The sequence below is a fragment of the Acidithiobacillus sp. AMEEHan genome (genome assembly GCF_030996345.1).
Classification (GTDB): domain Bacteria; phylum Pseudomonadota; class Gammaproteobacteria; order Acidithiobacillales; family Acidithiobacillaceae; genus Igneacidithiobacillus.
The window spans coordinates 1591072-1613983 of sequence record NZ_CP118747.1 but is presented as its reverse complement, the minus strand read 5'-3'; the positions used below and the strand labels follow the sequence as shown (position 1 = coordinate 1613983).

20 protein-coding genes, 3 pseudogenes and 1 other annotated feature are annotated in these 22912 nt (G+C 55.5%); of the genes and pseudogenes, 10 read left to right on the top strand and 13 right to left on the bottom strand.

Translation table 11 applies throughout. The features are described 5' to 3' along the window. The 4 genes and pseudogenes from tnpB (ORD17_RS08360) to ppsA all read right to left on the bottom strand — a co-directional run bounded on the left by tnpB (ORD17_RS08360) (position 1) and on the right by ppsA (position 3987). Positions 1 to 366 (bottom strand): IS66 family insertion sequence element accessory protein TnpB, encoded by a 366-nt coding sequence (gene tnpB / locus ORD17_RS08360; protein WP_308387601.1) that lies wholly within the window; start codon positions 364 to 366, stop codon positions 1 to 3. Between the two features lies 1 nt (position 367). Then, positions 368 to 667 (bottom strand): hypothetical protein, encoded by a 300-nt coding sequence (locus tag ORD17_RS08355; RefSeq protein ID WP_308387602.1) that lies wholly within the window; start codon positions 665 to 667, stop codon positions 368 to 370. Positions 668 to 780: 113 nt separating this feature from the next. Beyond that, positions 781 to 1446, bottom strand: a pseudogene (locus tag ORD17_RS08350) (IS1595 family transposase); the annotation flags it as partial. A 129-nt stretch (positions 1447 to 1575) separates the two neighbouring features. After that, positions 1576 to 3987, bottom strand: coding sequence for a phosphoenolpyruvate synthase (ppsA, locus tag ORD17_RS08345; RefSeq protein ID WP_308387907.1), 2412 nt, complete (start codon positions 3985 to 3987; stop codon positions 1576 to 1578). Positions 3988 to 4806: 819 nt separating this feature from the next. Here ppsA and ORD17_RS08340 point away from each other — a divergent pair. The 3 genes from ORD17_RS08340 to ORD17_RS08330 all read left to right on the top strand — a co-directional run bounded on the left by ORD17_RS08340 (position 4807) and on the right by ORD17_RS08330 (position 7634). Continuing rightward, positions 4807 to 5238, top strand: coding sequence for a universal stress protein (locus ORD17_RS08340; protein ID WP_308387905.1), 432 nt, complete (start codon positions 4807 to 4809; stop codon positions 5236 to 5238). A 39-nt stretch (positions 5239 to 5277) separates the two neighbouring features. Beyond that, positions 5278 to 6798 (top strand): DHA2 family efflux MFS transporter permease subunit, encoded by a 1521-nt coding sequence (locus tag ORD17_RS08335; protein WP_308387904.1) that lies wholly within the window; start codon positions 5278 to 5280, stop codon positions 6796 to 6798. Positions 6799 to 7211: 413 nt separating this feature from the next. Further along, a complete protein-coding gene (locus ORD17_RS08330; protein ID WP_308387903.1) occupies positions 7212 to 7634 on the top strand; it encodes a DUF3417 domain-containing protein in 423 nt (140 codons plus the stop codon). A gap of 78 nt (positions 7635 to 7712) precedes the next feature. On the opposite strand, the gene ORD17_RS08325 is transcribed toward ORD17_RS08330, so the two are convergent. Next, complete coding sequence (locus ORD17_RS08325; protein WP_308387902.1) at positions 7713 to 8768, bottom strand: IS5 family transposase; 1056 nt, start codon at positions 8766 to 8768, stop codon at positions 7713 to 7715. A gap of 171 nt (positions 8769 to 8939) precedes the next feature. After that, complete coding sequence (locus tag ORD17_RS08320; RefSeq protein WP_014003049.1) at positions 8940 to 10157, bottom strand: ISL3 family transposase; 1218 nt, start codon at positions 10155 to 10157, stop codon at positions 8940 to 8942. Between the two features lie 179 nt (positions 10158 to 10336). Between ORD17_RS08320 and ORD17_RS08315 the strand changes: the two genes are divergently transcribed. The 3 genes and pseudogenes from ORD17_RS08315 (at position 10337) to ORD17_RS08310 (ending at position 12493) form a co-directional block, all read left to right on the top strand. Beyond that, positions 10337 to 11089 carry a sulfite exporter TauE/SafE family protein gene (locus ORD17_RS08315; RefSeq protein WP_308390080.1) on the top strand — a complete coding sequence of 251 codons (753 nt, stop codon included), beginning with the start codon at positions 10337 to 10339 and terminating at the stop codon, positions 11087 to 11089. A 566-nt stretch (positions 11090 to 11655) separates the two neighbouring features. Beyond that, a pseudogene (locus ORD17_RS13475) lies at positions 11656 to 11994 on the top strand (transposase); the annotation flags it as partial. Between the two features lie 190 nt (positions 11995 to 12184). Continuing rightward, positions 12185 to 12493, top strand: coding sequence for a transposase (locus tag ORD17_RS08310; RefSeq protein WP_374693365.1), 309 nt, complete (start codon positions 12185 to 12187; stop codon positions 12491 to 12493). Positions 12494 to 12640: 147 nt separating this feature from the next. On the opposite strand, the gene ORD17_RS08305 is transcribed toward ORD17_RS08310, so the two are convergent. The 5 genes and pseudogenes from ORD17_RS08305 to ORD17_RS08285 all read right to left on the bottom strand — a co-directional run bounded on the left by ORD17_RS08305 (position 12641) and on the right by ORD17_RS08285 (position 16914). After that, complete coding sequence (locus ORD17_RS08305; protein WP_308387600.1) at positions 12641 to 14236, bottom strand: IS66 family transposase; 1596 nt, start codon at positions 14234 to 14236, stop codon at positions 12641 to 12643. A gap of 15 nt (positions 14237 to 14251) precedes the next feature. Then, on the bottom strand, positions 14252 to 14617 hold the full coding sequence (gene tnpB, locus ORD17_RS08300; RefSeq protein ID WP_308387601.1) for an IS66 family insertion sequence element accessory protein TnpB: 366 nt from the start codon (positions 14615 to 14617) through the stop codon (positions 14252 to 14254). Position 14618: 1 nt separating this feature from the next. Then, positions 14619 to 14918 carry a hypothetical protein gene (locus ORD17_RS08295; protein ID WP_308387602.1) on the bottom strand — a complete coding sequence of 100 codons (300 nt, stop codon included), beginning with the start codon at positions 14916 to 14918 and terminating at the stop codon, positions 14619 to 14621. A 108-nt stretch (positions 14919 to 15026) separates the two neighbouring features. Continuing rightward, positions 15027 to 15800 (bottom strand): annotated as a pseudogene (locus ORD17_RS08290) (IS3 family transposase); the annotation flags it as partial. Beyond that, positions 15604 to 15720, bottom strand: a sequence feature (AL1L pseudoknot). (Overlaps the previous pseudogene by 117 nt.) A 334-nt stretch (positions 15801 to 16134) precedes the next feature. Further along, on the bottom strand, positions 16135 to 16914 hold the full coding sequence (locus ORD17_RS08285; protein WP_308387901.1) for a PhzF family phenazine biosynthesis protein: 780 nt from the start codon (positions 16912 to 16914) through the stop codon (positions 16135 to 16137). 1009 nt (positions 16915 to 17923) lie between these two features. Here ORD17_RS08285 and ORD17_RS08280 point away from each other — a divergent pair. Then, entirely contained in the window at positions 17924 to 19630 is a 1707-nt protein-coding gene (locus ORD17_RS08280; RefSeq protein WP_308387900.1) for a proline--tRNA ligase, read from the top strand. Beyond that, positions 19627 to 20076 carry a universal stress protein gene (locus ORD17_RS08275; protein ID WP_308387899.1) on the top strand — a complete coding sequence of 150 codons (450 nt, stop codon included), beginning with the start codon at positions 19627 to 19629 and terminating at the stop codon, positions 20074 to 20076. Before ORD17_RS08280 ends, ORD17_RS08275 begins: the two co-directional genes overlap by 4 nt. Here the strand turns inward: ORD17_RS08275 and ORD17_RS08270 are convergent. Together ORD17_RS08270 and ORD17_RS08265 are read right to left on the bottom strand one after the other, a co-directional pair. After that, on the bottom strand, positions 20073 to 20693 hold the full coding sequence (locus ORD17_RS08270; protein WP_308387898.1) for an ABC-type transport auxiliary lipoprotein family protein: 621 nt from the start codon (positions 20691 to 20693) through the stop codon (positions 20073 to 20075). The two genes, ORD17_RS08275 and ORD17_RS08270, sit on opposite strands and share 4 nt — an antisense overlap. An 11-nt stretch (positions 20694 to 20704) precedes the next feature. Then, entirely contained in the window at positions 20705 to 21643 is a 939-nt protein-coding gene (locus ORD17_RS08265) for an MlaD family protein (protein ID WP_308387897.1), read from the bottom strand. Positions 21644 to 21716: 73 nt separating this feature from the next. Between ORD17_RS08265 and ORD17_RS08260 the strand changes: the two genes are divergently transcribed. Both ORD17_RS08260 and ORD17_RS08255 read left to right on the top strand, forming a co-directional pair. Next, the gene (locus ORD17_RS08260; RefSeq protein ID WP_308387896.1) at positions 21717 to 22367 is read left to right on the top strand and encodes a protein-L-isoaspartate O-methyltransferase; all 651 of its coding nucleotides are present in this window, start codon (positions 21717 to 21719) and stop codon (positions 22365 to 22367) included. A 2-nt stretch (positions 22368 to 22369) separates the two neighbouring features. After that, a complete protein-coding gene (locus tag ORD17_RS08255; RefSeq protein WP_308387895.1) occupies positions 22370 to 22912 on the top strand; it encodes an isochorismatase family protein in 543 nt (180 codons plus the stop codon).

Sequence of the window (22912 nt, the reverse complement as noted above, 5' to 3'; positions counted from 1 at the left end):
CTAACTCCCAGTTTCCGCCAGTTTTTCGGGGACTTGGCGCTGATAGCGACGGCGTGTTTTGGCCACTTCGAGGCCCTCGAGCAGGAGTTTCAAACCGGTCCAATCCAACTCCCCCGCTGGAGGTCGCTGCCAGCTCCAGAATTGGCCGCGCTCCAGGCGCTTGGCCCAGAGGCAATACCCTGTGCGATCCCAGTAGATCACCTTCATCTGCGTGGCGCGGCGGTTCACGAAGACGAAACAGTGCCCAGACAAGGGATCCTGCCCCAGGAACTGCCGCACCAAAGCCGACAGCCCGTCAAAAGACTTGCGCATGTCTACCGGTACCCGGCAGACGAAGACCCGGATGCGCCCCTCGGGAAAAAACATCTCAGCCGCGGCGAATGGTAAGGGTGCAGCCGGCGCCCAAGTCCAGACGAATCTCCAAGGAAGAAATCCCTGTCTCCCGCTCGCTTGGCAATCCCAGCTTCAGGAACTCGGGCAAGGGGGCAACGCTGGAAGATGCCGCCGTCTTTTGGCTGGCCCCACCCCGCAGCCGCTGCCGCCAGTAGTAAAATTGCGAAAGAACCAGACCCTGCCCTTGGCAAAACTGCGGCGTTGACAGCCCGCTGGTCTCTTGTGCCGTCACCATCTCCTGCCAATACCGCGTCTTTTCTTCCGAGCTGCGCATGATCTTACTTCTCCAAGCGTCCCAAGGAGCCATCATGCTGGCAACACAATACCCTCAACGAAAGAACGCCGCGGAGCGATCGCTTACATCTCCTCGGACACTTTGGTCCAGTATTGCTGGGAGTATTGCGACAGATCGGTTCCTTTGGGGAAGTACTGGCGCAGAAGCCCGTTAGTGTTCTCGTTAGTGGGCCGCTGCCAAGGACTGTGAGGGTCGGCAAAGTAGACCCGCAAATGGGTGCGTTGTTCCAGTATCGCAACGAATCCAGCCTTTTTGCTACGGTTTTCTACAGCGACCAGAATCGGCGTCTTCCCCTCTGCCCCACGACCACACTTGCCTCCGGAGCTCCGGCCGCCCACGAAGGCATCATCTACCTCCACGAGACCGCCCAAGCGATAGATGCTATCGCGATCGGCCATGGCACGACGCATTTTGCGCAGCATCCGATGCGCGGTAATCCAGGATACGCCAATCTGCTTGGACAGTCGCAAGGCCGACAGCCCGCCTTTGTCGCAACCCATCAGGTAGATGGCCAAAAACCACAGCACCAACGGCACATTGCTGGAATGAAAGAGCATGCCCGCCGTGACCGAAGTCTGATGGCGGCAACGCCCGCATTGATAGAGTTTTCGATCCGCTATCCAATGGCCGTGGTCATGCCCACATTTCGGGCACTGGAAGCCGTTAGGCCAGCGCTGCTGCTTCAGAGCTTCCATGCAGGCTTCCTCTGTGCCAAAGCGCTCCTGGCACTGCACCAGATTCATCGCTTCTGCCTTCATCTTCAGCCCTCATCCTCTATTCGCATGCAAGGAGTTAGTGTCGCTTGGCTGAAAATAATTCGGAGGCATGTTCGATAATGACGTAAGCATTGCTTCTCCTCTTTTTTGTACACCTGCATAATGCAAAGATCAGGAATGCCCGCTGCGCGATTGCTTTTGTAGCTGAGCCTCCACTTCCAGCACGTGCCGCGTGGTAGCAATCACGGTGTCTGGGTTCAAGCTCATCGTGTCGATACCCAGGCGCACCAGAAATTCGGCCATTTCAGGGTAATCCGATGGCGCCTGACCACATAATCCAGAATGTATATCGTTGCGACGGCAGCCCTCCACGGCAAGCCGAATCATTTCTTTTACTCCATCGTCGCGTTCATCGTAGTCGAAGGCGACGATTTCACTGTCACGATCCACACCTAGGGTAAGCTGGGTGAGGTCGTTGGAGCCAATGGAAAACCCATCGAAACGCTTGGCAAACTGGTCGATCAGAATGACATTATTGGGAATCTCGCACATTGCGTAGATCTGCAGTCCATTTTCCCCACGTGTCAGTCCAAAGTCACTCATTTTGGCTAATACGGCATCTGCCTCAGAAACGCGACGCACGAAAGGTAGCATCAGAATCACATTAGATAACCCCATGTCCTCGCGAACACGTTTCATTGCCAGACATTCTAATCGGAAGCCCTCGGCGTAGGCTGGATGGGCATAACGGGAAGAGCCGCGAAAACCAATCATCGGATTGGATTCGTCAGGCTCAAAATCGGAACCACCAATCAGGCTTGCATATTCGTTTGATTTGAAGTCCGACATACGCACAACGACTGGCTTGGGCCAGAATGCCGCCGCAATTGTTCCAATGCCTTCTGATAGTCGTTGCACAAAAAAACTGGCCCCGTCCGAGTATCCCGAGAGAAGATGTTCGATGGCTTGTCGTGTATCCGGATTTTGTACTTTTTCCGGATGCAACAACGCCATCGGGTGCGCCTTGATGGATTCGTTGATGATAAACTCCATCCGTGCCAAACCAACACCATCATTTGGTAGAAACGCAGTCTTGAAAGCAATATCCGGATTTCCAATATTGATCATAATGCCGGTTCTGGGCCGTGGGATGTCTCCTACCTCTGTTTTTTCTACATGAAACCGGATAGTTCCACGATACACCTTGCCGCTGTCTCCTTCGGCGCAGGAAATGGTAACGTTCTCGCCATCACCTACGGTACTGGTCGCATTGCCAGCGCCCACCACAGCAGGGATTCCAAGTTCGCGGGCGATGATTGCCGCATGGCAGGTGCGTCCACCGCGATTGGTGACAATGGCTGCTGCGGTTTTCATGACCGGTTCCCAGTCCGGTGTGGTGGTATCGGCAATAAGAACTTCTCCGGGCTTGAATTCGGACAGATGCGCTACGCTGGTAACGACTCGCGCCCGTCCACTGGCGATTTTCTCACCGACCGAGCGGCCACTAGTGAGTACCTCTGCCTTTCCATCCATGACATAACTTTCAATTGTCGTGGCACGACGTTGTGAGGCCACTGTTTCTGGTCGTGCCTGGACGACGTAGATCCTGTCGTCGATCCCGTCCTTGGCCCACTCCATATCCATCGGATGGCCATAGTGCTGCTCGATTTTGATCGCCGCATCGGCCAATTCCAAAATGTCTGCGTCCGAGAGGCAAAAGCGCTCGCGGTCCTTTTGCGGGGTGGGAATGTTCCGCGTGGTTTCCCGTGTTTCGCCCTCGACAAAAACCATTTTCATTGCTTTGGCACCCAGGCTGCGGCGGAGCACTGCGCGATGTCCTGCAGTGAACGTGGGTTTGTGGACATAGAATTCGTCGGGATCGACGGCGCCTTGGACCACGTTCTCTCCTAAACCATAGGCTCCGGTGATAAAGACCACATCGCGGAATCCGGACTCCGTGTCTAGGGAGAACATCACTCCGGAAGCGGCCAGGTCCGAGCGCACCATTTTCATGACACCGATGGACAGTGCCACCCTGAAATGGTCAAAGCCCTGGTCCACTCGATAGTGGATGGCGCGGTCGGTAAACAGACTGGCGAAGTCACGACGACAAGCGTCAAGCAGGCTCTGGTCGCCACGAATATTCAGGTAGGTGTCCTGCTGACCAGCAAAGCTTGCAGTGGGCAGATCCTCGGCAGTCGCCGAACTGCGCACCGCCAGACTCACGTCCTCGCCGTATTCGGCTTGGAGTCGACGATAAGCAGCAATGATTTCTTCGGCGAGGTCTGTGGGTAACGTCGCGCCGTACACGATCTCACGCGCACGCTTGCCCCTTCGGGCAAGATCCTGCATGTCTGCCGGGTTGAGGTCATCAAGCGCTTCGTGCAATGCTCCCCAGGCGTTTGCGGTATCCAGCACGTAGCGATAGGCATCAGCGGTAATGGCAAAGCCGTTGGGTACACGCACCCCTTGAGTCGAGAGCTTGCGGTACATTTCTCCGAGGGAGGCGTTTTTGCCACCTACCACAGGCACGTCATTAACACCAATTTGATCGAAAAAACGGATGAATCGACTCGTTTCCATATACACTCCTGACAAGTTGGTAGGTTGCTACAACACCCCCACGATTCGGAGGGGAGGTATGCCGCGCGGGGCAGAAAATCAAACCCTCTTGTACTTTTATAGCATAGAATTCGGAAGGATGTTTCAATGTTTTCCTCTGGGCCTGTGTTCCTGGTGAGGCGGAATCGCATTCTCTCGGAGGAAGGGGGGTCACCGTGCTCACAAGCCTTTTCGCACGTCCATGCGTGACCGGCCTTACCCTGGCGATTGGATGTAGGCCCCGGACATTGTTCTGGTCATGTGCGTCCCTCCGTCCCCGTTGGGGCGCATACGACACAGTCGTCTCCCAAGTGGCGATGCCCACCATGCGGCAGTGTACGCACCTCATGACAAAGGGCGGCAATCAAGCGTATCTCGTGACGAAGCTTGCCTAACTTCTGGGTCCAGTGGGGAACGCTGCCACACCACTCCCTGGTGATCAGCCCAGGCTCCTGTATCACGAAAAACTCCAGGACTTTCTCGCGTTTCGCCCACGTGCGATGAATCTCACCGGTATCTCAATCCACCCAGTGCAACAGCATCACACGCTTTTCCAAGTCCAGATCATAGATTGTAACCTTCAGAGCGAGTCCTTTCTGTGAATGAATTTCCACCTTGGCAATTCGACGCCGCCCAGCTCAAGCGAGGGCTCCCTTTCTGAAAGACACCCCGCTGCTGGTCCTGTAGAAGGCATTCATTACATCTTCATGGGGACTACTCGCACTGCTTTGCTCTCCCGGCGAGTAGCGGACGACATAGGCTTGATAGTATCTTGGTTCTCTTCGCACACAGGAGGAGTGAATGTTTAAGACCATCCTATTGGCAGTGGACGGCAGCGCAGCCTCAGAGTCCGCAGCACTACACGCCTTCACTCTTACCCAGGCCTATCATTCGACCCTGCATATCCTAACCGTGGTGGATGTTTACGGAGCCTACTATGCTACTCCCGAGTCCATCGCGCTATTACAAGAGGAGGGAAGAGAGCTGCTACAAAAGTTCGCTCGGCAGACCAACGAACGCGGAATAACCCCTCAGACACATTTGCTAGAGACAGATGCCAGTGGATCAAGACATATAGGAGGTATGATTGTTGCCATAGCGAAGAAAATAGAAGCAGATTTGTTGGTGCTTGGCAGTCATGGTCTCCGTGGATGGCGTGAGATGCTGATGGGCAGTGTTGCTACGGAAGTTTCACAGACGGCACATTGTTCCGTACTTATTGCTCGCGATTAAGTCAAGTCTTCGAGAGTGAATTCCACATCTGAGCCAAGCGTGGTGGTTATTACTCCCCACCTGTTAATTATTACCATTGCGGTGATGACTGCCATCATCATGAATGTACTGGACATCACCATTGTGAATGTTGCCCTGCCGCACATGGAGGGTTCACTGCATGCGAATAGTGACCAAATTACTTGGGCATTGACCACCTACATGCTTGCCATGGTAATTGTGACACCACTGACCGGCCTGTTAGTAGAGCATCTTGGGCAGCGTCGTCTGATTCTTTGGAGCGTTGCGGGTTTTCTAATTTGCTCTGCTTTGAGCGGACAATCTCATACCCTTTTGGAAATTGTTTTCTGGCGCTTCATTCAAGGCGTTTTTGGCGCATCCCTGGTTCCCGTTGGGCAAGCAATTTTGGTCGAAAGCTATCCGCGAGCCAAGCGAGGTGTGGCAATGGCGACTCTAGGAATGGGCACGATGCTGGGCCCCATCGTTGGGCCAGTGCTAGGCGGATACCTCACCGAGGATCTTTCTTGGCGATGGTGTTTTTATGTTAACCTGCCTGTCGGAGCGATTGCTCTTTTGTTGCTGTTCTTTTATGTGCCAGATTTTGGGCGTAGTGACCATCCACGCCCCCTAGATTGGCTCGGATTGATCTGGATGACGATTGGTCTCGGCGGCCTTCAGTTAATTCTCAGTCTTGGTGATCAAGATGATTGGTTTAGTTCTCATTTTCTTGTCGGCGCTGCGGTGGTATCTGGGTTGGGTTTTTTCCTGTTTCTGGTACGCAGCCTCTCTATCTCCAGTCCTGTAGTCGATCTTTCTCTCTTGGCTGATCGTTCACTAACTTTGGGTAGTTTGGGCATTGGCCTGTTTGGTCTTGCTCTTTACGGAACCATGGTTATACTTCCCATCTATCTACAAGATTTTATGGGATACGAACCACAAACGACCGGCTTGGTAATGGCTCCTCAAGGAATCGGTTCCTGGATTTCTATGTGGATGGCTGGACGATTACTCAATCGTGGGGCAAATCCCCGACTGATGGTGATGGTTGGTGTGGCTTTGGGAAGTTTGGGCACTTGGCTGAGCCTTTCATATAATTTGCATATCAACCAAAGTTGGATTATATGGCCTGGAGTGATTCGTGGATTGGGATTTGGATTAATCTCCATACCACTATTTACATTGGCCTTCGCTACTCTTAGCAAAGCAGATACTCCTGCAGGGTCTGGAATTTTTAACCTGATGCGCAATCTGGGCGGATCTATTGGAATTGCTATCGTTTCGACAATCCTGACAGAAGAGGCGCAAGTGGCCTGGAACCAGATGGGCGGGCATATCAATCCATACTCTCCAGTGCTAAGAAGTTCATTAGCAATCATGGGGACTCATCCCGGAGAGCTGAATTGGCAAATCTTGGGCATGGAACTAGGTCGGCATGCGGCTATGCGCGGAATTCTAGATGCCTTTTACTTTTTATTATTTAGTTTTCTGGCTATGTTGGTTATTGCACTTCTGATGCCTTCCGCAAAAAAAACTGCCAACCCTGAGCCGCATAAGAGGTGATAGGTGTACTATGAGATCTACAAACTGGATTCGCTGGATTACCAGCGTTCTATCGTGACGGCGCCGTCGGCTTCTCTGATGAGAGAGCAGGTGATGATTTGGGTATTATGACCATCTGGCCCTATGATGTGGTGCAGTTATATAAAAAGCAATCTGGTTTTATATATACCGGGCATGATGGTGCGTACATATATCGAAATCACCTGCCTGCGGTGCGCCCCTTGCTGTGCGGTCTCGAAGTGGCATCCCAGGGTATGGAATAGCACAAAGCAGTCCGGTTAGATTTAGAGTGGTATCGCTCAACAGTGGCTCGGCCTCATTACCCTTTCTCTTTCATCCTCTGGGATGGTGCGAGTTGCAATCTCCCCAGTGTAAATGTTGTATACTAGGACGTAGCGCCTGAGGAGAAATCCATGGACATCACACCCTTCTATGTATTACTCCAGCTTCCCAAGGCTCTTGAGGGCTTGACTGAACTCACTTTCGATCTTCGTTGGTCTCGTAGCTACAGTAGCGACTTGTTATGGGAACGCTTGGATGAGACGGTCTGGAAGGCCACCAGGGATCCCTGGTTACTGTTGCAAAATCTGGATTCCAGCATTGTCGACCGATTAGCCAACGATGCTGATTTTTTTGATCTACAGCAGCATCGCCAAAAGTTGCGACCGACACGTTGGTTTCAGAAATATTTTTCAAAATCCTCCCTGCAAACGTGGATCGCTTATTTTAGTATGGAGTTTGGACTCTCCGTGAAATTCCCCGAGTTTAACAGGTCGCTGAAAAACCGAGCAATAAAATCTGCTCGGCACCTATTTTTCTCGAAAAACGCGGCCTGAAGGCAGTTCTGGACCACTTTTGTGCGGTTTTTCTGGTCAATCTGCCCGGATTCCCGAACTCTGGACGCAGTACTCCCATCACGCTACCCCCAGTCGTGCCATACGCACCAGATTGTAGGCGGTGGACACCAGAGTGAAGTGCAGCCCCACCCGTTCCAATCCACGGAATCGCGTTTTGCGCATCCCGCCCACGGTCTTCATCCACCCAAAGATCGACTCGATCCGCTTGCGGACACGAATGCTGATGTTGTACCCGACATGACGGGTCGTGCGACCATCTACCGCGGATCCCTTGCACTTACGGGCCACGTGCGGGGTGACATTCCGATCACGAAGGTCCTGGACGAAGCCATGACGATCGTAACCCTTATCGGCGCCAAGGGTGATCCGGTGGCTTCCACCCAGCTCATCCATGAGCTGTAACGCAGCATCCACCTCTGCTGTCCCATCCGCCGTAGTGACCTTCTCTCCGGCAATCAAACCATGGCGGTTATCCATGAGCACATGCCCCAGATACGCCAACCGCGAGGCATCCCCCGGTGCCTTCTTGTAGAGACGGCAATCGGGGTCCGTTACCGCGGCATGGGTGTCATTGCTGCGCTTCTGCCCACGGAAATCCGAGCCGTCGCCCTGCCGATCCTCGGGGTCTTTGGGCTGGAAGGATTTTTGTGAAGCCCAGGCTTCCAGTAAGGTGCCATCTACAGAAAAGTGCTCCTCGGATAGTAGTCCCTGAGACCTTGCTTGCGCCAAAACCGTCTGAAAGAAGCGTTGCACTGTTCCGTTGTCCAATAAGCGATCCCGGTTCTTGCTGAACACCGTGGACACCCAAATCGAATCATCCATACCCAAGCCCACGAACCAGCGGAACAGGAGATTGTAGTTCAGCTGCTCGATGAGCTGCCGTTCGGAGCGCACGCTATAAAAGACCTGCAACAGCAAAGCACGAAGCAGATGCTCTGGGGGAATCGAGGGGCGCCCCAGGTCTGAGTAGATCTGGTTGAAATGTCCGTCGAGCTCTGCCAAGGAGCGATCTACGATCACCCGAATAGCACGTAGGGGATGATCCTTCGGCACTCGCTCCTCGGGGGACAGATAACTGAACATCGCACCCGACTCTACCTTGGTTCCACGCATGATCGAATCCCTCCGTGCCCTGGTCCGCCAATTATACCACGGACTTTTTCAGCATCCTGTTAGTGGAGGGCGTGTTCGATTTCTTTTACTGCCTCTGAAGGTACCCGTAGCTCTAGTCGCAAGCAACATAACTGCTCCTAATGGAATGTAAAATTAGGGTTCTTCGATGTTTCATGTGGGTAGCCTGAGATCCAGTTTACCGAGGATCAGGTAGGCCATGTTGATAAAGTTCTTGTGGGTACGGTAGCCACGGGCTTTTGCCTTGGCGGACTGGAGGAGGCTATTGAAGCCTTCCAGAATCCCGTTGGTGATCTGGCTCTCGAACCAGCGGAGCACACCATCCCAGTGATTCATGACGGTGTAGGCGACCTTGACCATTGGCGGTAATCCGCTGTCCTTGACGTTTTCCACCCAGGCCTTGAGCAGGGTGGCGCCCTGGTGGCGATTCTGGACGGTGAAGATTTCTTGGAAGGTCAGGCGAAGCTGATAAGCCTGTGCTGTCTTGAGGTTCTGGTTCTTGAGGATCTCCCGGAGCCTGGCGCTTTGCTTGGCGGAGAGCTTTCCCGGGTTCTTGAGCCAAAGCCAGCGGCTCTTTTTCAGGTCTGGTTGGGAGAGGGCTTCCCCCTTGCGTACGGCATCTACGGCCTCATTGACGAGCTTCATGAGGTGAAAGCGATCGAAGGTGACCTGGGCGTTGGGCAGGTGTTCTGCGGCCCCTTTTTGGAAGGCTGGCGAGAGGTCCATGCTGACCTCCGTAATGGCCTCGGCGCTGCCGCCATGGGCCTGCAGATCTTCGGCGAACTGCGCAAAAGTCTCGGCATCCTTGCCGGGTGTGGCAAACAGCAGGCGCTTCGCCACGAGGTCCACAAACAGGGTGATGTAATCATGGCCGCGCCGGCTGCTCGTCTCATCGATACCGACGGAATGGACCTCTGACATGTCCGCGGCCTCGCGGGCCTTGGCGACGTAATGATCGAGCACCCGCCAGAGTCGCTGGTCCGTCTCCCGCACTAGGCGGGAGACCGTCAACACGGGCATCTCCCGGACCATGGCCATGACTAGAGCCTCAAAGAGCAGCGTGAATCCCGAGCCTTCCCGCGCCCAAGGGACGGATACCAAATGCACGCCGTGTTCCGGGCAATGGACCCGTGGTACGCGGGCATGGAGATAAGCCGCATGCTGGAAGAAGTCGAGGTGACGCCAGACCTTCTCCTGGGTGTCATAGACCGGGCAGTCCTGGCCGCAGACCGGACAGGGAAACTGACTACCCCTTGGGAAGTTCACATGCAGGTCCAGGCGCTTTTCCTCCACCGTGAACCGCACATCGTCCACCATCCACGGCGGAACCAACCCCAACGCCAGAGTGAACAGTTGATTACCTTGGTCCATCCTTATCCTCAGCTCGCTGCCCTTCCCATAAAGCAATCATACCGCCTTACCCACTCAATGTGTCGAGGAGCCAAAATTAGCTTAATATCCGGATGGCCTGACTGAGGATGACACATGCAGAGCTTGACTAATTGTATTTGGTTGGTAGCTAACGAAAAAGTGCAGGCGTCTAATAGGTGATGTTACCTCATTGGATAATGTATCTTATTCTTTTTAGCTCTGGAATAATTGCTGGTTTTGTCAATATTCTGGCTGGCGCCGGTTCTGCTTTAACATTGCCAATTTTGATATTTTCTGGGTTGACTCCGGCTGTCGCTAATGGAACTAATAGAATAGGAATTCTTTTTGAAAATGTATTAGCGAGTCACAAATTTGTCCGCGCGGGAGTCGTGCAACCAAGCTTTGCACTCAGGCTTGCTTTGTGGGCATTGCCCGGCGCGGTGATTGGTGCCTGGTCTAGCATTCATGTTGGCAGCTTCTGGTTTCAGAGGATTTTAGTAATTATCTTAGGATTCTCCGCTATTACACTCTACCTCCCAATTCGTCCATCTAAGCAGGTAATTGATCTCATAGAAAATAAGTCGATTGCAATATATCCAATAATGGTTTTGCTAGGATTTTATGGCGGTTTCATTCAAGCTGGCATCGGCTTTCTATTTATTTTCTTTCTTAGGTGGACACTGCGAATCAATCTGGCCGCAATAAATGGATTAAAGACCACTATCATTAGCGCATACACTGTGCCGGTTTTAATAATATTCGTGATGCAAGGGAATATCGCTTGGGTGTCCGGCTTGTTCGTCGCAGCTGGCGGGATTTTTGGTGCTTATTTTTCTAGTAAGATCACGTTAAGTTCTCATGGAGAATTTTGGATAAAAATCATGGTTACTTTTGTGATTCTTGTTATGGGTATTAAATTATGGTATTTTTAGAAAGTCGCTATCGGGTACCTCGAATAACTCCTTGGTCTCACGGATTTGGTAGAATAGTGACAGTCCGGAGAGATTGGGCGTGATGGGATGATTGCGGGGAGAACTGCGGTAACGAACGATCTTATGTCTTGGTACCAGTTCCTATGGGCTGGTACCCTTCGGTTGATCCCCGGAGCGAGGCGGGTCAGATTGATGGCAGGCTAAGGACTTGATCCTGAATAGCAGATTAATCATCCGCCTCAACTTTGCTATTAGTTCGGACGGTATCCGAGGCCTGCCATTGGCCTGCCCAGATAAGGATGAACCGGCATAGTCCGCAGATCACCGCTAATCGTTAGCACACGGAGGCTAGCATGATTGAACCAACCTTTTTCGTTGGCATCGATGTGGCCAAGACCAAATTCAATGTCGTGCTGCTGAATCCGCAGGACAAGTAAGGCAGTAAGGTATTCCCCAACACTCCCACGGGCTTTCAGCAATACCGTGAATGGCTGAAGAAGCACCAAGCGTTGGAGGCGCTGGAGAACAATCGCTTGGAATTAGCAGAGGGGCCCGCACGGAAGTCGGTGGAAGCCTTCCTGAAAGTTATCGGACAGCAGATTCAGACGGTACGTTTGCAGATTGAGATCTATATTGACAACCATTCCGGCCTCAAAAACCAGAAGGAGCTGCTCTCCAGCATTCCTGGCATAGGAGATGGCACCGCTGCCAGCTTGCTCGCCTTCCTCAGTCCATGGGACCGTTTCCACACGGCCAAGCAAGTCGTAGCCTACGCTGGCCTCAATCCACGCATCCGTCAGTCGGGGCAGTGGGCTGGCAAAACCCCCATTGCCAAGGCCGGGAATGGCCTCCTACGTAAGGCACTGTATCTGCCAGCGGTGGTAGCACAAAGATACAATCCCGCGCTCGCAGCATTCTGTGGCCGCCTCTTGGCCAACGGAAAATGCCCAATGCAAGTAGTCGTCGCGGCCATGCGCAAGCTTCTACACGTCGCCTACGGCGTGCTCAAATCGGGGAAACCTTTCCAGGCAGCTCGCTATTGCGTAATGGCGTTCAAGACGGTATCAGATGGCAGATCAGGAATGAGCCCTGAAGATGGATGGCTTTGCCGATCCACTGCAGAAGATCGATGCAGTGGTGGATCTCTCTGCATTGGACGCGGCCATAGAGAAGATTCCTCCCCGTCCTGCGCAGCCCAAGGGTGGGCGGCCATCCTATCCCACGGAAGTGATGGTGCGAATTCTGGTCATCAAGCGCATGTATGGCCTCTCTGATGAGCAGACCGAGTACCAGCTCCTGGATCGTCGTAGTTTCCTGTGTTTCTGCGGCTTGGAACATTCTCGCTACGTTCCTGAGTTCCTGACCGGACCACGATTTGGAACTTTGAGAACCGGATTGGAGTAGAGGGTGTCTCTGCCTTATTCGAGGAGCTTGATCGGCAACTTCACGCCCATGGCTTGGAAGCACGTGCCGGGCAAATTGTCGACGCCACCTTGGTGCCTACGCCGAAGCAGCATTTTACCAAGGTAACCGGTCTCCCCGCGGCGTTCTTTATGCGGGCTTGCGGACGTGATACAGCGGAGAACGCAGGGGGTTGGCGGCGAAGTGCTCTTTCCAGAGTCTTGGGGTGAGCTGCGCCACGTCCTTGGCGGGGTGGGTGGCCACCCGTTGCAGGACATCGACGAGGTAGTCGTACGGGTCCACCCCCTGAAGCCGGCAGGTACTGAGCAGGCTCTGGATGATCCCGAGATACTCGGCGCCCAACTCGGTCCAGCAAAAGAGCCAGTTCTTCCGGCCCAGGGGAATCGGTCGGATCTGTCGTTCGATGTGGTTGCTGTCTATGGGTACGTCGGGATCTTCCAGAAAGACTTGGAGCGGACCTTTGCGGCTATGGACATAGGCCAAGGCCTTGGTGAAGAGGTTGCTCGGTAGCAGGGCGATGTCCTGGAGCTGTTGCTCTACCCAGTGGAAGAAGGCTGTCACCAGCGGCAGGGTATGTCGTCTGCGGTATTCCCGCTTGGCCTGCCCGGTGAGTTGTTTCTCCTGGATTTCTTCCTCGATGCGATAGAACTCCCGGATCTGCCGGAGGGCTTCGGCCACCCGCTCGGGCTCATGGGCCTCGGCCTTGACGAATTCTCTGCGGCTATGCGCCCAGCACTGGGCATGGACTAGCCCTTCGTTCTCTTTCTGGAACCGGGCATAGGCGGCATAGCCATCGCTCAGGAGTACGGTGCCCGGCGGCAGCTTGCCGAGTAGCTCTTCGATGTGGACCGTGCCCCGGGTGGCGGCATAGGGAAAGCAGATCTCCTGGGCATCGCCAAAGACGGGCCAGAAATACCCTCGGTGCATCTTGCCCTTCCCTGACAATCCGGCCTTGATGGGGGTTTCATCCATGGTCAGCACCCGCGATTGGCGAATGCTCTCGAACTGCGCCGCATAAATCGGTGCAAGCAGGAAGATGGAGCGTTGCACCAAGTCCGTGAGCCAGGAGCGGCTCACCCGCAGCCCCTGCTGGGTCATGCGCTGATGTTGCCGATACAAGGGCAGATGGTAGAGGAATTTGTCGATCAGGATTCCCGCCAGGAGACTGACGTCAGCCCGACCACCCTCCAAGACCGCGGCAGGCGCCGGGGCCTGGGTGATCTTTCCGGAGTCGCGCAGTTTCACTACGGGCCGCTCGTATTTGAGAACTACATAGCTGGCGGGCTCTTGGGCCAAGCGATAGCTGATCTTGGTGTCGATGATCTCATAGGCCGAAGGGTCCAGCCCCTGGGTCTCGGGAGCCGGCAGCACGATGGTTTCGACCGGCAGGCGCGATTCGTCGAAGAAGGGCAGGCTCTCTGCCTTCTCCTCGGGGCGCTTGGCCACCGTGCGGGTATGGGCAGCGACGGTACGGGTAGGAACCGGCTGTTTTTCCTGCGCCTCGAAGATCTCGCCGAGACTGAGCTGCTCTATGGGAGGAGGCGGAAGACGGCGCTCGCTCTTGGGTCCGAAGAGCTGGCGGCGAAACCAATCCAGCTGGGCTTGAAGACCTTGGATCTGTGCCTGAAATTCTTCCCGCAGGGACTGGTTGAGGAGCACCTGCAATTGCCAAGCGGCGAGGGCTTCGGGGTAGTTGCGTGGGAGCGAGGAAGTCTCTGTTTCCATTGCAGAATCATAGCGCTAACTCCCAGTTTCCGCCAGTTTTTCGGGGACTTGGCGCTGATAGCGACGGCGTGTTTTGGCCACTTCGAGGCCCTCGAGCAGGAGTTTCAAACCGGTCCAATCCAACTCCCCCGCTGGAGGTCGCTGCCAGCTCCAGAATTGGCCGCGCTCCAGGCGCTTGGCCCAGAGGCAATACCCTGTGCGATCCCAGTAGATCACCTTCATCTGCGTGGCGCGGCGGTTCACGAAGACGAAACAGTGCCCAGACAAGGGATCCTGCCCCAGGAACTGCCGCACCAAAGCCGACAGCCCGTCAAAAGACTTGCGCATGTCTACCGGTACCCGGCAGACGAAGACCCGGATGCGCCCCTCGGGAAAAAACATCTCAGCCGCGGCGAATGGTAAGGGTGCAGCCGGCGCCCAAGTCCAGACGAATCTCCAAGGAAGAAATCCCTGTCTCCCGCTCGCTTGGCAATCCCAGCTTCAGGAACTCGGGCAAGGGGGCAACGCTGGAAGATGCCGCCGTCTTTTGGCTGGCCCCACCCCGCAGCCGCTGCCGCCAGTAGTAAAATTGCGAAAGAACCAGACCCTGCCCTTGGCAAAACTGCGGCGTTGACAGCCCGCTGGTCTCTTGTGCCGTCACCATCTCCTGCCAATACCGCGTCTTTTCTTCCGAGCTGCGCATGATCTTACTTCTCCAAGCGTCCCAAGGAGCCATCATGCTGGCAACACAATACCCTCAACGAAAGAACGCCGCGGAGCGATCGCTTACAGAGTAGCCACCATCGATCAGCTCCACGGCAGCCTCGCCCAACCGCTCTGAGTAGCGAATGCTGAGGTACTGGGAGCCGCGATCAGAGTGGTGAATCAATCCCTGGCCAGGGTGGCGCGCATGAAGGGCCTGCTCCAAGGCATCCAGGACAAAGTCTGTATGCATCGCAGTGCTGGTCTGCCAGCCGACAATCTTCCGGGCAAAGGTATCGATGATGAAAGCCACATAAATCCACCCTTCCCAAGTCGACACATAGGTGAAATCTGCCACCCAGAGCTGATCGGGCCGATCCGCGCGAAAGTCCCGATGGATAAGATCTTGAGGGTACGGATTCCGCTGGTCTGGAACCGTGATCCGTTGCCGTTTGCCGCGCCGGACTCCTTGCCAGCCCTGTAAGCGCATCAGCCGCTCGACGATGCAGCGGGCCACCTGGACCCCTTGTCTACGCAGCTTGTGGCATACCTTGATGGCTCCATAGACCTGCCCGCTTACCTCCCAGACAGCCTAAATAAGCGGTAGAAGCTCCTCCTCTCTTCTGGCTCTCCGGCTCCGCAATTCTGGACGTCGTCGACAAGCAAGGGCATGACGATACCCCCGATGGGGCCACCTGCAAAACGCGGCAGATGGGCTCGACCCCATAGTCTCCTCGGTATTGGTCTATGAAGGCTCTCAGCGCTTGCATCGGCGGTCGAGCTCCGCCTGGGCAAAAAACGCTCTGGCGAGCTTCAGGATCTCATTGGCGCGCCGAAGCTCTTTGACCTCCCGCTCCAGCTCTTGGATTCGTTGCCGCTCCGACACCTCCATATGTTCGTAGGTAATAAAGTTTGCTCACAGCCTTCGCTATTTCCAGCAAGCAGGCGTCGCCAGCCGAAGTAGTGGTCCGGGTGCGTGATCTGGTTGATCGGGTCATCCCCTGTAGGGGAAGGTTCGGCAGCAGGCTAGCTTCGCTCGGTATGTCGCGTGCGATGAACGGCTGTTGTGCAGCGATAGCCGTCATTGACATGACCTGCTGGGCTTGGTCGGGATGTTTTCTGGACACAGAATGGTGGATGGGATGTTTGACGGTTTTCTACGCCAAAAAGTGTCCAGAAACTAGGGTGTTCAGAAAACAATCGATTATTAACCGTCTTTAGAGGCGTATTTTTGTCTCCATTACGGTTACTGCATTACCAGATAAAAGAGTGCGGTTTCCGAGCACTTCGCAAAGAAGATTTCCACCACGCTGAGAAAGCTGTTTCGCTTGTAATTTTTTCTTTCCAAATCTGCTAGCCCAGTACGGAGCAAGAGCGCAATGGGCAGAGCCTGTAACCGGGTCTTCTGGAACGCCGAGTTTTGGTGCAAAAAAACGACTAACAAAGTCAACCTGATTACCTGGGGCAGTGATTGCTACGCCGCGAGAATCCAATGTGCTTAGAAGAAAATTATCTGGTCTTATTTTTACTACCATCTCTTCTGTATCGTAAACTGCAATGTAATCATCAGATAACAAAACTTCCTTTGGTGGTATTCCCAAAGCATTTACTAATATCTCCGGCGCATCGATCTGTTTTAAATCATAAGAAGGAAAATCCATCTGGATAACATTATTTATTTTATTTACGATCAATTCACCGCTACGCGAATCAAATAAAATCCTGTCATTTTTATAACCTAGTTCTGAAAAAATAACGTGAGCTGCTGCTAAGGTTGCATGACCACAGAGATCAACCTCCGTTAATGGTGTAAACCAACGTATGGAAAATATTTTTTTCGTTCTGACAAAAAATGCGGTCTCGGAGAGGTTGTTCTCCATCGCAATATTCTGCAACAGTGAATCATCTGGCCAGAATTTAAGTTGGCAAACGGCTGCTGGATTTCCTTTAAAGGCGCGATCAGTAAAAGCATCAACCTGATATTGTTTTATTTTCATGAATTACCCCATGGTAGCTATCTGTAGTTGTGACGTGCATATCCTAACTCGTACGACAGACAGCCAACTGCTGCATTCCTTGGTCTTGCGGCGTCGCAGTAGTCGGTCGCATAACTCTGCTCCATGTCTACAACTTTTGCTACGGTCATAATAGGCTTGGTGGTCCTGAATGTGAAGTGGACCTCACCGCCCAATCAAGCAACACGCACCGCCGTGTGGCTAGCAGGTTTGCATGCGCGGCTCCACACTGCCGTTCATATCTGGACAACAATTCTTGGTCTGGAACGGCCCTTGGAGGCGTGGATATGTGGCTCTTCATCAGGTTGAGTAGGCATGGGGTAAATTGTTGTGGCGTAGTCGTGCCCTCAATAAGAATTGGCAATAACCAACCAGGCACGAGCAGAATTTCTGCCAGATCCAGCAAGGTAGCCATCTCCGGCACTTGCGCAAAAATGCCGTCCCGGAATTCAACACTACCAATCGCAGGGGAGCGGCCTGGACGCCAAGATATTGCTCGGCTGTTTTTTCGGCAAAAATTGGCATGCCAACAAGGATAAATCGTGGCGTCGTCGCCAAAGCCAGGGGAGAGGGAGGAAACCCGCCGGTAAGCACGCCAAGGCCAACCGTGGCCAGCAGCCAAAGAACAGCTGCCGCCGCTACGCTCGTAGTTCCGCCGGTGGCCTTGGCCACCGCATAGGGCATGCAGACAGGGTTGAATCCGCTTTTCTGTTCTCCGAAGAAGTGTTACCAATCAAGTATCGAATCGGAAAAATGAAACAGGCAGCGATAATCAAGTATCGCGTAGGCAATGCCCATATGCTCTGCCCCTGGCAACTCCCACCCCAATATATGCGAGATACTGGACGACGCTCCGCCTCGGAATTGGTGGCGTACTGGGGATCGAGCTGGAAGCGAAGACATGGATTACCCCAGCAACGCGCTACTCCCCCTTTTGTGTGGCCCTGACTTTGCCTACACTGCACCATCTTTCTGTAGTCATGGATCGGGTATGCGCGCCAGTCAATTCTTTCTTCCCACCCTCAAGGAAACCCCAGCGGAGGCTGAGCTCATCAGCCATCAGCTACTGCTCCGCGGGGGTTTCATCCGCCGCCTCGCTTCGGGCCTCTATACTTGGCTGCCGCTCGGCCTGCGCGTCCTGCGCCAAGTGGAGACGGTGGTCCGCGAGGAGATGGAACGCGCTGGCGCTCAGGAAGTGCTGATGCCGGTGGTACAACCTGCAGAGCTGTGGCAGGAATCTGGGCGCTGGGAACTCTATGGACCGGAACTACTGCGCCTGAAAGATCGCCATCAACGTGATTTCTGTCTGGGACCGACCCACGAGGAGGTGATCAGCGATCTGGCGCGGCGGGAGATCCGCTCTTATCGACAACTGCCGCTGAACCTGTATCAAGTGCAGACGAAGTTTCGCGATGAGATTCGTCCGCGCTTTGGACTCATGCGCGCACGTGAGTTCATCATGAAGGATGCCTATTCGTTTCACATCGACCAGGATTCCCTGCAGGCTACCTATCAGGATATGTATGACGCCTACAGCCGAGTCTTTACCCGCCTGGGCCTGGAATTTCGTGCCGTCGATGCCGATACCGGGGCCATCGGTGGTAAGGCTTCCCATGAATTCCATGTGTTGGCGGATTCCGGGGAAGATGCCATCGTGCATTGCTCGGCCTGTGACTACGCGGCCAATCGGGAGCTGGCCCGCAGCCGTCCGCTGGACGACAGCAACGATCCCCTTCTACCTGCCGAGCAACGGGCCACTCCGGGGATTCGCACGGTAGAAGAACAGGCGAAGATGCTCGGCATCAGCACGGCTCAGGTGGTCAAGAATCTTCTCGTCTTTGCCGATGACAAACCCGTGCTGCTCCTGCTGCGGGGAGACGACGAGCTGAATCTGGTCAAGGCAGCACGGGCGCTGGATGCAGATACCTTGCGCCTCGCCAGCGCCGAGGAAGCCTTGGAGCTGCTCGGTGTGCCCTTTGGCTTCCTGGGCCCCAAAGATCTGCCGGCCCCTCTACCCATTGTGGCGGACCAACGGGCTCTGGCCCTGCGTAACTTCAGTACGGGCGCCAACAGTGTCGGACAGCACTGGCTGAATCTCAACTGGGATCGCGATCTGCCGCGCCCGCAAGCAGCAGACCTCCGTAACGTTCAGGCAGGAGATGCCTGTCCGCACTGTGCCACGGGCAGTCTAGGCATTCGCCGCGGTATCGAGGTAGGACACGTTTTTCAGTTGGGCACCCGGTACAGCGACAAACTGGGCGTACGCATCCTCAACGAAGCCGGGAAAGAGCAGGTCGTGCTCATGGGCTGTTACGGCATTGGCGTATCGCGCATCGTCGCCGCTGCTGTCGAGCAGAATTTTGACGAACGCGGCATTTGCTGGCCACCCGCCCTGGCCCCCTTCGACGTCGGCATCGTTGCCATCCAGGCCAAGAAATCACCAGAGGTTCTGGCGGCTGCCGAGGCGATGATGGAAAGCTTGGAGCATCTCGGAATGCAGGTCTTTCTCGATGACCGTGACGAGCGTCCAGGGGTGCAGTTTGCGACCATGGACCTGATTGGCCTGCCGCACCGCCTAGTCATCAGTGAAAAGACCCTGGCGCAGGGCGTCTGGGAGTATCGCGGCCGACGCGACAGCCAAAATCGCCTGCTCAGTGAGGCAGAAGTGCTGAGCATTTTGCAAGGAGAGCGCAGATGAACTACCAAAAAATCCTCGTCGCCATCGATTTCAGCAGTATGGCCAGCGTGGTGCTCGAGCATGCGGAAGAGGAGGCGCGACTGCATCAGGCGGAGCTCACCCTGTTGCATGTCTTCGATACCCAGATCATGGACCTGCAGCTACCAGAGGAGTTGTTACCGAGCTCTTTGGAAATGGTACAGCGCCTGCGTTCGCTGGCGCAGGAGCGACTCGATACCCTGCAGAAGCCCATCCGCGTTCCGAGCCACAGCGTGTTGCTCGAGAAAGCTGGTGGTATCGGCCGGAATATCTGTGAGTATGCGACGGAAAAGGGTCAGAACCTGATCGTCATCGGCAGTCAGGAACAAGGGGCGATTGGTCGCCTATTGTTGGGTTCCGTGGCCACTGCCGTGGTCCATCACGCGCAGTGTCCGGTGCTGGTGGTCAAAACGCCAGCGGCCGCCTAGTCTGCGGCAGGACTGTGTTGCGCCGCCCAGGCGCCGATTTGCGTCACCAGATCCTGAGCGGCCCGGTTCATAGCCATCGCGCCCCCCGCAGGTCCGACCCTCGGCAGAGGCGCTTGGACGGCAAAGCTCTTCTGTGCCAGAACCCGATAGCCCTGGGCTGCCAGCAAGGTGGCAGTGCAGGAAATCTGCGCCTCGCCGGCTGTGGCACTGACGTAGTGCACACTAAAGTCCTGCAGACCGAGTTGTAGCAGCAGCTCTGGATGCCCCGCCTGCGCCGGCCCCAAGACGGCGCGCCAGGTGCCTTGCTGGCGCAGGCGTTGACTCAGCAACAGGGTGAGCATCTGGCCCGGAGCCGCCGCCCAGCGCGCGTCGTTGTATGGTCGCAGGGCCTGCGGGTCGGCATACTGCAAGCGGTAGAGGTACTCCTCGCCGGCCAGCCAGCTCGGCGCCGTGACGGCTTCCAGACGCAACACGCCGGCCTGATGCTGCCCTGTGGGCTGGCTATGCGGCACCGCCGTCAAGGCATACGGCTGCTGCCAGGCCGGCGCGCTGGCACAGGCCGCCAGGGCCAGACCGACTGCCGCAAGCGCACTGGACGCAAGAACACGCCAAGACATCGCCTTTCCTCTCATGATTTCCCTCCGGCAAAGCCCGACTGTCCAGGCCCGGGCGGAGGGGAGCCACGCCCATACAGGAGTGCCTGGGGGTTTTGCCGCAATTCCCGACTCAAGGCGCCCAAATCCTCACTGCTTTGCAACAGGTTCTGCGTCAGGGTATTGAGCTGCGGCAGGGTCTGATCATTGAGGACGGCAACACTCTGCTGACCAGAGCTTGCCAGCCGCTGCAAGGCGATGCTGGTACCGCTGAGCTGGTGCAAAGGCGCCTTGGCGGCAAGCGCCAGCTCATCGAGGTGACGCAACAGTTGCTGACTGGACTGCATGGTCGAGCGGGTCGCAGCAATGGTCGACGGCAACTCCCGCAGCGCCGGCTGTAAAGCGGCCTCCAGCTCGGCCAGCTCGGCGCTGGCCTGATCCAGATGACGCAAGGTCGCACTGAAGTGCTTGCGGTTCTGTTCGTCGAGGAGGTCGTTCATGCGTAAGGCCAATTCATTGCCATGGTTGACCAAGGATTCGCCGCTGCGGGACAGCACCTGAATGAAACTGGGATGCATGGGAATGTCGGGGGCCTGCCCTGGCGCATGCGCCAGCGGCGAAAAATCCGTACCGGCATCGCTGAGCGACAAATAGCTCAAGCCCGTCACTCCCTGCGGTTCCAGCTCGGCAAAGGTCGCTTTGGTAATGGGGGTCTTGGCATCGATACTGATCTGCACCTGTACCATACGCGGATTGCGTGGATCGAAGCCAATGGACTTCACCTCGCCCACGCGCACGCCCTTGAAACGCACCGGCGCCTGCACCGTAAGACCGGTCACACTGTACGGGGAGATGACATTATAGAGTTTGCCGACCGGCGCCGAGTGGTGCATCCAGAGTCCAGCCGCGGCGAGTGCTGCCCCCAACACGACAATAAAGACCAAGGCAATCAAAGCATGCGCCCGACTTTCCAATGATCGACCCCCGGAAAAATTGACTTGCCCTGGACGGCATGCCTAAATGTAGCAGGTATTTTGGATGATTCCCATGCACTTCGACAGCCTTCGCCAAACCATGATCGACACCCAGATTCGCACCTGGGATGTCCTCGACCCGGAAGTTCTGCAAGTTCTGCAACGCGTCAAGCGGGAACAGTTCGTGCCCACGCAGCTGCAGGGCCTCGCCTTTGCCGATTTTGAAATCCCTTTGGGGCATGGCGAACGCATGTGGACGCCGAAGATGGAAGCACGGGTTTTGCAGGAGCTGGAAATTCGCCCGCAAGACCAGATCCTCGAGGTAGGCACCGGCAGCGGCTACTTTACCGCCCTGCTGGCCAGCATGGGCAAGCTCGTCCACAGCGTGGACGATCGCGCTGATTTTATCCACGCCGCCGAAGGACGTCTGCAGCTGCAGGGCATTACCAATGTGCATCTCTACGTGGGCGATGCTGCGGGCGGCTGGCCCGTACCCGGCCCCTACGACGTTATTGTCCTAACCGGCTCTCTCCCACAGCTTCCCAGGGCCTTTCTCGAGCAGCTGAAGCCCGGCGGGCGCCTGCTCGCCATCCTCGGTGAGTCACCGCTCTGTGAGGTGCGCCGCTACCGCCGTACTGCCGAAGGCAGTTTGGGCAGCAGGGATCTGTTTGAAACAGACATTCCCGCGCTACGCCATCCCGTCAGCAAGAAATTCCAGTTCTGAAGATGCGCATTCGTGCGGCGCGCAGTCTCGTCCTCGTCATCGACCTGCAGGACAAGCTGCTGGCCATGCTGGGGGGCGAACGCAAGGAAACCCTGCTGTACAACGTCCATCGCTTCCTGGGCAGTGCCAGAGCCTTGGAGCTTCCCATTCTGCTCTCGGCCCAATATCCCAAAGGCCTCGGCGCGATCGACCCCAGCCTCCAGGATTTCGGTACCGTCTTCGAGAAGACTGAGTTCTCCTGTTACGCAAATCCTGCCTTGCGCAATGCCCTGCGTTCCCGGGTAGATCGACGGCAGATCTGCCTGCTTGGGGTAGAAAGCCACATTTGCGTGCTGCAGACTGCCCTCGACCTGCAGTCCCAAGGCTGGGAGGTGGTTATCCCCATCGACGCGATAGGCAGTCGCGATCCCCAGCAGGGCGAGTGGGCACTCGCACGTCTGCGGCAGACTGGCGTCACCTTGAGCAGTACCGAATCCATCTTTTACGAATGGATGGAGGACGCTGCCGATCCCCGTTTTCGAGAACTGGCACCCGCTTGGCGCTGA